This is a genomic window from Microcoleus sp. A003_D6 (assembly GCF_036702825.1).
Lineage (GTDB): Bacteria > Cyanobacteriota > Cyanobacteriia > Cyanobacteriales > Microcoleaceae > Microcoleus.
Genome location: NZ_JAUBWA010000196.1, coordinates 1 through 8,196 on the forward strand (window position 1 = coordinate 1; position 8,196 = coordinate 8,196).

Genomic DNA, 8,196 nt, shown 5'->3' on the forward strand with positions numbered 1-8,196 from the left:
AAGCAAGTCATTAAACACCAAGCCGACAGAAATGGTTCGATTGTTGTTGATGTATCTGAAGCATATACGTCTAAGACTTGTGGAAAATGCGGTCATATTCATCTAAAACTTGGGGGTTCTAAAGTGTTCAAATGTCCTAATTGCCAAACGGTAATTGAGCGAGATTTGAACGGCGCACGTAATATTTTGTTACGTGCTTTGTCGGATTCGACCTGTTCTGTCAGTAATGACGGGATTGCTATCGTTACATCTCCTGCATTGCAAAGCTATGTAGAGAAATGTTCAGCGTGAATGAATCAGTTAGGACTTATCGTATAATCTGTTGAGATCGGCCAACAGAATGGAAACATTAAACATTCAATCCGCGCGATCGAATACCCACCCCGAGACAGACTCAAATAACTGCTGATTATGGTAAGGAATGGCATTGGTATTCGGACAGCCTCAGCCCGGTCGGAACGCGCCGCGGGTCAGATTCACGTCTACGACGGCGCTGGTAAAGGCAAGTCTCAGGCAGCTTTGGGAGTAGTGTTGCGCTCGATCGGGCTGGGTATCAATTCTGACTCGCCCACGCGAGTTTTGTTGCTGCGCTTTCTCAAAGGCCCCGGCCGCTCCTACGACGAAGACGGAGCAATAGAAGCCTTGCAACGGGCATTTCCGCACTTGATCGACCAAGTGCGCACCGGCAGAGCCGAATATTTTGGGGCCGAAGCAATCACCCGCTTCGATCGCGCAGAAGCTGTGCGAGGCTGGGATATCGCCAAAGGAGCGATCGCCAGCGATCTCTATTCCGTCGTGGTACTAGACGAACTAAACCCCGTATTGGACTTGGGTTTGCTGCCAGTTGACGAAGTAGTCCAAACCCTCAAAAACAAACCAGAATATTTAGAAGTCATCGCCACAGGCCGAGCGGCCCCCGAAGCTTTGCTGGAGATTGCCGACTTGCATTCAGAAATGAAGCCCCACTATCACCCCGCAGCGGCAGATCACAATATTTCGGGTATCGAAATATACACAGGAGCGGGCAAAGGCAAGTCTACAAGCGCTTTGGGAAAAGCTTTGCAGGCGATCGGCAGGGGTATCAGCCAAGACCAATCTCACCGGGTGTTAATCGTGCAGTGGCTCAAAGGCGGCACCGGTTATACAGAAGATGCGGCGATCGCAGCTTTGCGCCAAAGCTACCCGCAGCTAGTAGACCACCAGCGGTGCGGCAGAGATGCTATAGTTTGGCGGGGACAACAGCAAGAGCTAGACTGCATAGAAGCAGAACGCGGCTGGGAAATCGCCAAATGTGCGATCGCCAGCGGCTGGTACAAAACGATTATTCTCGACGAACTCAATCCCACAGTAGACTTAGAACTGCTGCCCGTAGAGCCGATCGTCGAAGCCCTGCTACGCAAGCCCCGCGATACAGAAATTATTATCACCGGGCGCTGCCACAAACCCCACGCTTACTTTGACTTGGCAAGCGTACACTCCGAGGTATACTGTCACAAACACTACGGCGATCGGGGCGTAGAACTAAAGCGGGGCGTAGATTTTTAGCTACCCCAGCAGTTGGCGAGTTCGATCGTACCAGTTATTTAAAGACGGCGCTGCCTGGGAAACCGGAAATTGCCCCAAAGCCTTGCAACCAAGTAACCAATCTCCCAATTTTCCTTGTCTTCCCGATCGACCCGATCTGCCTTTTTAAATCTTTAATGTCCTCCCCCGGACGCGATCCCCGACCGCCAATCCAGAATGGAACATTAAGAATATCAGCCGCGTCTTGTTGAGCGTGAGCACCTGAGACTGTGCAAAAGGATTATAAAAGGGTGGAAGGCATTGAAAATAAAAGCTTACAAGCAAAAAGTCCGCCAGGGAGAAAGTCTAGACAGGGTTAACGCCAGTAGGCTAGACTTGCGGCTGGCAAACAGGTTAAACTACAGCGGCATCCAAACATTCGGTGTTCTAGGCAGTGTCTGTAGTCGCACAAGCGATGACCAACAAGAAGTAGAGGAGTGAAGGTGTATGACAACGTTAAGTGACGATCCTAATCAATTAGATTTAAACCTTCCGGGACTGGGCCCGGATACAATATTCGCCGGAGCCGGGGCGGATTTCGTGAGAACTTCCACCCTGGGCGGCAGTTTAATATTTGGCCAAGGCGATAACGATACTCTGATTTCCGTCGGCCCGAACGATACCCTGTACGGCGGCGAGGACGAAGACTCAATCAGATCCCAGCGCACTCCGGCTTTGCTGTTTGGCGACGCAGGCGCAGACACCATAGTCGCTGAAGCCCGCGCTACGATCTACGGCGGTTTGGGAGAAGACTTCCTCCAAGGTACTGTCGAAGCTAACCTCATTTTTGGTAATGAGGGCGCAGATACGATGCTGGGAGGGGCGCAGAGAAGAGACTCCCTCTACGGCGGCAAGGGCAATGACGCGATCGGCTTTTTCATCGCAGGCGGTGGCAACAACCTCTCTTTACCTGGTGGCTTGGCTGTTGGCTTCGCTGGCAATGAAGGCAGCAACTACTTGCGGGGTGATTTGGGCGACGACTTGGTTGTAGGTATCAACCAGAGAGACACTCTCTTCGGCGGTAGAGGCAACGACACGCTACGAGGTGTGGCCAGCAGCAGCTACCTCTCCGGCGATCTTGACAACGACACCTTGGTCATTACCAACAGTAGCCAGCCGAACCAGTTTGCTCAGGGCAGCTTCGTCACGATCGGCATTGAGAGAACCACCTTGCTCGGCGGTGGCGGCAACGATTCTCTCGTTGGCGGTCTTGGCGAGTTTGGCGCCGGCAGAAACTTCTTTGACGGCGGCGACGGCAACGACACGATCAGGGTTTTTGCCACGCAGGATACCGCTTTGGGAGGTGCAGGCGACGACTTCATCTCGTCAGGGACGACGGTGAATGTAACTTTGAGCGGAGGCGCCCAGAGTTCATTTGGAGGGTTCGCGGGTCGCAACTTGCTCGACGGTGGAGTGGGCAACGACACGATCGTTGCAGCTTTTGCGAGCGATACAATGATCGGCGGCGATAACAACGACAGCCTGAGCGGTACATTTACTAACGCAGCCGGTGGAGATGGCGAGGATACTATCGATGCTACCCGTGCCATTTTTACTGGTACTGGTACTGCTTTGGTTACTCTCGACGGCGGGCTGGGCAACGATCTGTTAACTGGCTATACAAATCCTACTGGCAGCACCTTCACCGTTACCAACCTGATGAACGGTGGCGTCGGGAATGACAGAATCATCTTTGGCACCCAGCGCGATAGCCTGATTGGCGCGTCTGACGGTAACGACACCATCTCTTTCGCTAGCACCGTAGACTTTATTACTGCTGCTGCCCGCACAGTGGTCAGCTTCATTACCGATACCTTGGGCTCCAACTTCATCACTGGTGGCAACGCTACTGATGTCATCACTACCGGTGCGGGCGATGACATCTTGTTCGGCGACTTATCCAACACAACATTCGGGGACGATACCTTGGATGCCGGTGCCGGAAACGACACCCTGTTGGGCGGCTTTGGGAATGACTATTTGATCGGGGGTGACGGCAACGACTCTCTCGGCGGCGGGCCCGGTGCTGACACGCTGATTGGTGGCTTCGGTAATGACAGCTTCTACTACCAGAACTCCGGCGAGGGCGTCGCGGCGCTCGGGAGTACCAACGTAGACCAAATCGGGGGTTTTGATGTCGGGCAAGACAAGATAGTCTTGAATGCCAGTACCTTCGGCTTAAGTGGATTATTTAATCTGCCAAGCCGACCGGTTTCCCAGCAGTTCTTAAACCTTGACAGAGGGACTTACAACAGTCAAGGGAATCCCGGGGCTGCTGCCGGGCCACTGCTTGTTTATGAAGCTCGACTGGACGCAGCCGAAACCGATAACACCGGTCGCTTGTTGTTCGATCCTGACGGTTCTGGACCCCAAGCAGCCGTTACACTGGCAAACTTCAGCGGCAGACCAGGCTTGACGGCGACAGATATTGTGCTGATTTAATTTAGGTGGCAGCGGGTGGGAATGGGTTTGAAAAAAGCCATTCCCCGCGCCAACTCTAAAAACTAATTGTGCGATGTTTGGAGCTAGGGATCTGAATCCCTAGCTTTTTTATTGGCATTGGGAATTGGGGATTGGGCATTGGGGATTGGGCATTGGGAATCGGGCATTGGGCATTGGAAGGAAGGGGCAGTTAGCCGATGAATTTTGCCACCCACCATTAATCTTGATAAACCAGCCCCCAATTCAAAGACGATATAATTGACAGATGAGTAAAAGTCGATTATCGTAGCCGACTAATATTCTTTTTTGTCGTTCAAAAAAAGTTATCAATAGTGAAACTGGCCAACGGTCATCTAGCAGATTTAGGCAATAAAATAGAAGAATATTCTCTAAATCTGAATCATCAAGAAGGAAAAAATAAAGCTATTTTGTTTGCCAGTAAGTTAGGCATTATCCTAGAAAATGCTGAAATGCTCAAACAGGCTTTAAAAGAAGCTGCTATCAACGAAGATGTTGTTATTCAAAAAAACAATGAATACGGAACACATTACAACATGAAATTCTTGCTGAAAACCGAAGTAGGTGAATCTCTGATTCTAGCAGCTTGGATCGTCCGCTCAGGTGAAACTTTCCCCAGATTAACAAGTTGTTATCCCGTCAAAAAGTGAGGTAAAAACAATGAAAACAATTAAAGACCTAGATATTGTTGCTTTAACTGAAGATTTAGAAGCAACCCATTTTGAAACCAAACAAATCATTAAATTATATAAAGGACAAGTAGGAACAGTTGTGATGGAATTTGATGGCAGTGCTTTTGAGGTAGAATTTTCTCATCAAGATGGCACAACTTATGCAATGGAGACAATTCCCGCCACAAAATTAATGCTTTTACACTATGACTTAGTAGCATCTGTAGGGGCAGTTAGCCGATGAATTTGGTCACCAATAATCTTTATAATCCAATACGGTTCACTTAACACTTTTTCTGCGCCGGAGATCCCCCTAAATCCCCCTTAAGAAGGGGGACTTGAAGAGCTTTCTTGTCCCCCCCTTTTTAAGGGGGGTTAGGCAGGGTGGTTTTATTGTGGGGAGAAGAAATCTGAAACGACAGAAAGCACCACTCAAAGCTCGCGTCTGGGACGCAACTGTTATATTAATAAAGGTACGTAGTTGGGCTTTAGCCCTCTTTCTATATACGTCTCAAGAGGGCTAAAGCCCAACTACGTACCTATTTCTAGGATGACAATTAATCCACCCTGCTTTGCAAGGGGGGGCTAGGGGGGGTCGAAGAGTGTTGCACTATTTTATAAAAATGGTATAAACTGTTTAGTTTGCCTCTAGTGTCAGCTACGCTATATCTGCCCCAAGACATCACTAAAATAAGTTACCTGTAATGAAACTCTGGAGATAAGCTTTTTTATCAGCAATGCTCATCTTAGTTTCCAGATAGTGATGCCATAAAGCATATTCATAATTCATAATTTTAATTTCCCACGTACAAGCCACCCCCGTTTTTTCCAGTGGTTTTGGCGATAATTCAGGAAAACTCCCTTCAACTGTATACGTTTGTGTAAACAAAACATTGCCGCGTCCCCAGATATTAATGCTCAAGAATCCTTGGGACAAAATAGCAAAACCAACACCTTGTTTCGCATCCACACGCCCTTGATTAATTTCGTCAAGGATAAAAGAGTGTAAATTCTCTTGCAAATTTTGTGGCAATGGCTCGGTTTCCCGTAGCATAGAATAGAGTTTCAACACCAAATACTCATGGACTAAAAAGCCGACTGGTTTGGCAGAACGACGAATATACTGATAAGTTTTCTGATACTGATCGCTCAGTCTATCCACATTAGCGTGGCTTTGCAGGTAATTATTGGTTATGGCAGGTGGCAAATCCAAGATGATAGTTTCCATCCGTTGTATCCTCTGTTAATATGCGACAACACGAAAGCTAAGTCCGCCTCCCCTGACATGGGGTTTGTTCCAATCGCGGTAAGCACAGCGAATCAAATCCGGCGTGTATTTCCATCCACCGCTTCGCACAACGCGCAAAATATCTCTATTATCCATATCTTCCCGCCCATCGTCAGCTTGATAAGGATAGGTGAATTCAGGATTATGGGTATCTGTTCCCCAAATCGTACTTGTCCATTCCCAGGTATTACCCGCCATATCAAATAAGCCGTAATAACTTTTGCCTTGTGGATAGGCGTCTACCGCTGTTGTCTTACCCACCTGTTTGCCATAATTAGCCAATTGGGAGGTGGGCGCGTTATTTCCCCAAGGATACAGGCGTTTATCTATCCCGCGACCCGCTTTTTCCCATTCGGCTTCCGTGGGTAAACGGACACCCGCCCAAGAGCAAAAAGCGACAGCATCATGCCACGTCACCCACAGAATTGGATGGTTTTCTTGACCTTTTGGCAAGCCATGTCCCCACAGTTTATGCCGATCCGCCCAGGCATAATTGGTGTGTGCTAAAAATTGTGCCCATTGTCCATTGGTGACGGGAAAACGGCTGATTTGATAGCTGGGCAAATAGAGTTCGTGTTGTGGTAGTTCAACTTGCTTAGCCCAGTCACTATCGGCGGCGACATTATCTACCCTCAGATCCGTCCCCATCCAAAATAAACCTGCGGGGATAGTAATCCAGTCAAAGCTGTTTAATAACATTGCTCACCTAAAGCCTTTCACAGGGAAATTGGTAGAGATTGATACTGTCTGTCATCAAGTTCGAGCTGAGCGAAAGGTTGAAGCAAATCAAAATTTTGAGTTTTATTAAACTGTTTTAGGGCGTTACGGATTTCTGGTTGATAATCCTTATGGACAGTATAATCACCATAACCATCAGTATTGTTTTCAGACCACAGTCCTGTATAAATCGGTACGTTCAAATCACGGGTTTCAGCAATCACTTGAACAACACTTTGGATGCGAACAGGTTTATATTGATGAAGTGAAAAAGCCTTTGCTAAAGGTGTGCCTTTGGCTACATATACCGGATTAAGATAGATTATCAAATCAGTACCAAATTTTTGACAGACTTCTGCAAGATATTCAATTGTTAGAATGGCCTCCTTGATACCTTCTCCTTCAGTCATTGTTGGGCCTGGTTTTAACAAGACGTAGCTTGTGAGTCTAACCCCTATTTCACCCAGCAGCTTAATTTTGGCTTCAAAATTTTTCCGACGAATGCTTTTATTTAAAATGACTTCGCGCAAATGATCGTCCTGTGTTTCAAAGCCAATCGTCACATCAACAATATCAGCATGGGTTAAATGGAAAATTTCCTCCATCGTTGCTGGTAAAATATATTCTGGGCGGGTTTCCAGGGATAAGACTTTCAAAGAAGACATTGCTTGTGCTTGTTCAAGTAAGTAAACCATTGCTTCCTTGGGAAAACGTTCCCGATCTAGAATAGATCCTTCGTTACCTACTGAAAGTTGTTGGAAACTACTCAATTCATTTGCATATTGCTCAAAACTCCAATCAATTTGTTGTTTAATTTGATTGACTGGTAGCGGAGCGGGATGGGATTTTGTTGGCAAACTACAATAAGAGCATTGGAACGGACATTTTTGGGCGTAAAACGCAATTACCAAATCTTTTAGACCAATAAATGTCCGCTTGCCTATATAAATTGGGCGTAAAAGCTGTTCCTTACTTTGCATATTGTGTTAGCTCTTTTTCACTACTCTAATCGTGATACAATTTGCACCCTCTGCTTCCCCTTTCCAATTTGCTTGCCCATAAGTATCAATGTTAAAGTAAAACGGCATTACTTTTGACCCATGAGCAAAAAACAGATTCCTTTTGAAATCCATGAACCGCCTACTGTTATTAATCAAGAGCTTGCTACTTGCTTTTTTGAGAGAGACTACCAAAAACAATAGCATTTTTAGAAAAAAATATTTATGTAGTTTTTTATCTTTATGTTAAGTTAACCACAGTATATTAACAATAAAAAAAATTATATTTTTATGATATTTGTTAGGTTTTTTATATCGGTTATTGGGTAGATGAAATACACAATCAAACTTAAAAAGCTTGACTGCACAGGGTTGCGGCGTACTTTAATTTTGCTGTGACCGCTATATATCTGTCTCCTAGTCAGGGCGAACGCATCTAAATTTTATGTTAACATAATCTGGTATATTGGAGAATAGTTCTTGAGTATCCAAAAAACAT

Annotated in this window: 8 protein-coding genes; 5 read left to right on the forward strand and 3 right to left on the reverse strand. The window is 46.6% G+C overall.

Annotated elements, in window-relative coordinates; genetic code table 11:
* From QUB70_RS30440 to QUB70_RS30460, 5 genes are all read left to right on the forward strand, one after another.
* On the forward strand, positions 1 to 291 hold a 291-nt coding region (locus tag QUB70_RS30440; protein WP_332985456.1), incomplete at its 5' end, for a transposase.
* A 120-nt stretch (positions 292 to 411) separates the two neighbouring features.
* Positions 412 to 1,545, forward strand: a complete 1,134-nt coding sequence (locus tag QUB70_RS30445; RefSeq protein ID WP_332985457.1) for a cob(I)yrinic acid a,c-diamide adenosyltransferase — start codon at positions 412 to 414, stop codon at positions 1,543 to 1,545.
* A 465-nt stretch (positions 1,546 to 2,010) separates the two neighbouring features.
* Positions 2,011 to 4,005 carry a calcium-binding protein gene (locus QUB70_RS30450; protein ID WP_332985458.1) on the forward strand — a complete coding sequence of 665 codons (1,995 nt, stop codon included), beginning with the start codon at positions 2,011 to 2,013 and terminating at the stop codon, positions 4,003 to 4,005.
* Positions 4,006 to 4,337: 332 nt separating this feature from the next.
* The gene (locus QUB70_RS30455; RefSeq protein WP_332985460.1) at positions 4,338 to 4,673 is read left to right on the forward strand and encodes a DUF6883 domain-containing protein; all 336 of its coding nucleotides are present in this window, start codon (positions 4,338 to 4,340) and stop codon (positions 4,671 to 4,673) included.
* Positions 4,674 to 4,683: 10 nt separating this feature from the next.
* Entirely contained in the window at positions 4,684 to 4,938 is a 255-nt protein-coding gene (locus QUB70_RS30460; protein WP_332985461.1) for a DUF4926 domain-containing protein, read from the forward strand.
* A gap of 441 nt (positions 4,939 to 5,379) precedes the next feature.
* Here QUB70_RS30460 and QUB70_RS30465 read toward each other — a convergent pair whose 3' ends face one another.
* From QUB70_RS30465 to QUB70_RS30475, 3 genes are read right to left on the reverse strand one after another with little or no spacing between them, the layout of a single operon-like run.
* Positions 5,380 to 5,922 (reverse strand): hypothetical protein, encoded by a 543-nt coding sequence (locus QUB70_RS30465; protein ID WP_332985463.1) that lies wholly within the window; start codon positions 5,920 to 5,922, stop codon positions 5,380 to 5,382.
* 15 nt (positions 5,923 to 5,937) lie between these two features.
* Complete coding sequence (locus QUB70_RS30470) at positions 5,938 to 6,681, reverse strand: formylglycine-generating enzyme family protein (protein WP_332985465.1); 744 nt, start codon at positions 6,679 to 6,681, stop codon at positions 5,938 to 5,940.
* A 17-nt stretch (positions 6,682 to 6,698) separates the two neighbouring features.
* A complete protein-coding gene (locus QUB70_RS30475; RefSeq protein WP_332985466.1) occupies positions 6,699 to 7,679 on the reverse strand; it encodes a radical SAM protein in 981 nt (326 codons plus the stop codon).
* Positions 7,680 to 8,196: the final 517 nt, after the last annotated feature.

Bases quoted from the DNA above. Each gene is read 5' to 3' on its own strand.
- QUB70_RS30475 (WP_332985466.1), bottom strand. From the start codon at position 7,679: ATGCAAAGTAAGGAACAGCTTTTACGCCCAATTTATATAGGCAAGCGG.
- QUB70_RS30465 (WP_332985463.1), bottom strand. From the start codon at position 5,922: ATGGAAACTATCATCTTGGATTTGCCACCTGCCATAACCAATAATTAC.
- QUB70_RS30460 (WP_332985461.1), top strand. From the start codon at position 4,684: ATGAAAACAATTAAAGACCTAGATATTGTTGCTTTAACTGAAGATTTA.
- QUB70_RS30450 (WP_332985458.1), top strand. From the start codon at position 2,011: ATGACAACGTTAAGTGACGATCCTAATCAATTAGATTTAAACCTTCCG.
- QUB70_RS30470 (WP_332985465.1), bottom strand. From the start codon at position 6,681: ATGTTATTAAACAGCTTTGACTGGATTACTATCCCCGCAGGTTTATTT.
- QUB70_RS30445 (WP_332985457.1), top strand. From the start codon at position 412: ATGGTAAGGAATGGCATTGGTATTCGGACAGCCTCAGCCCGGTCGGAA.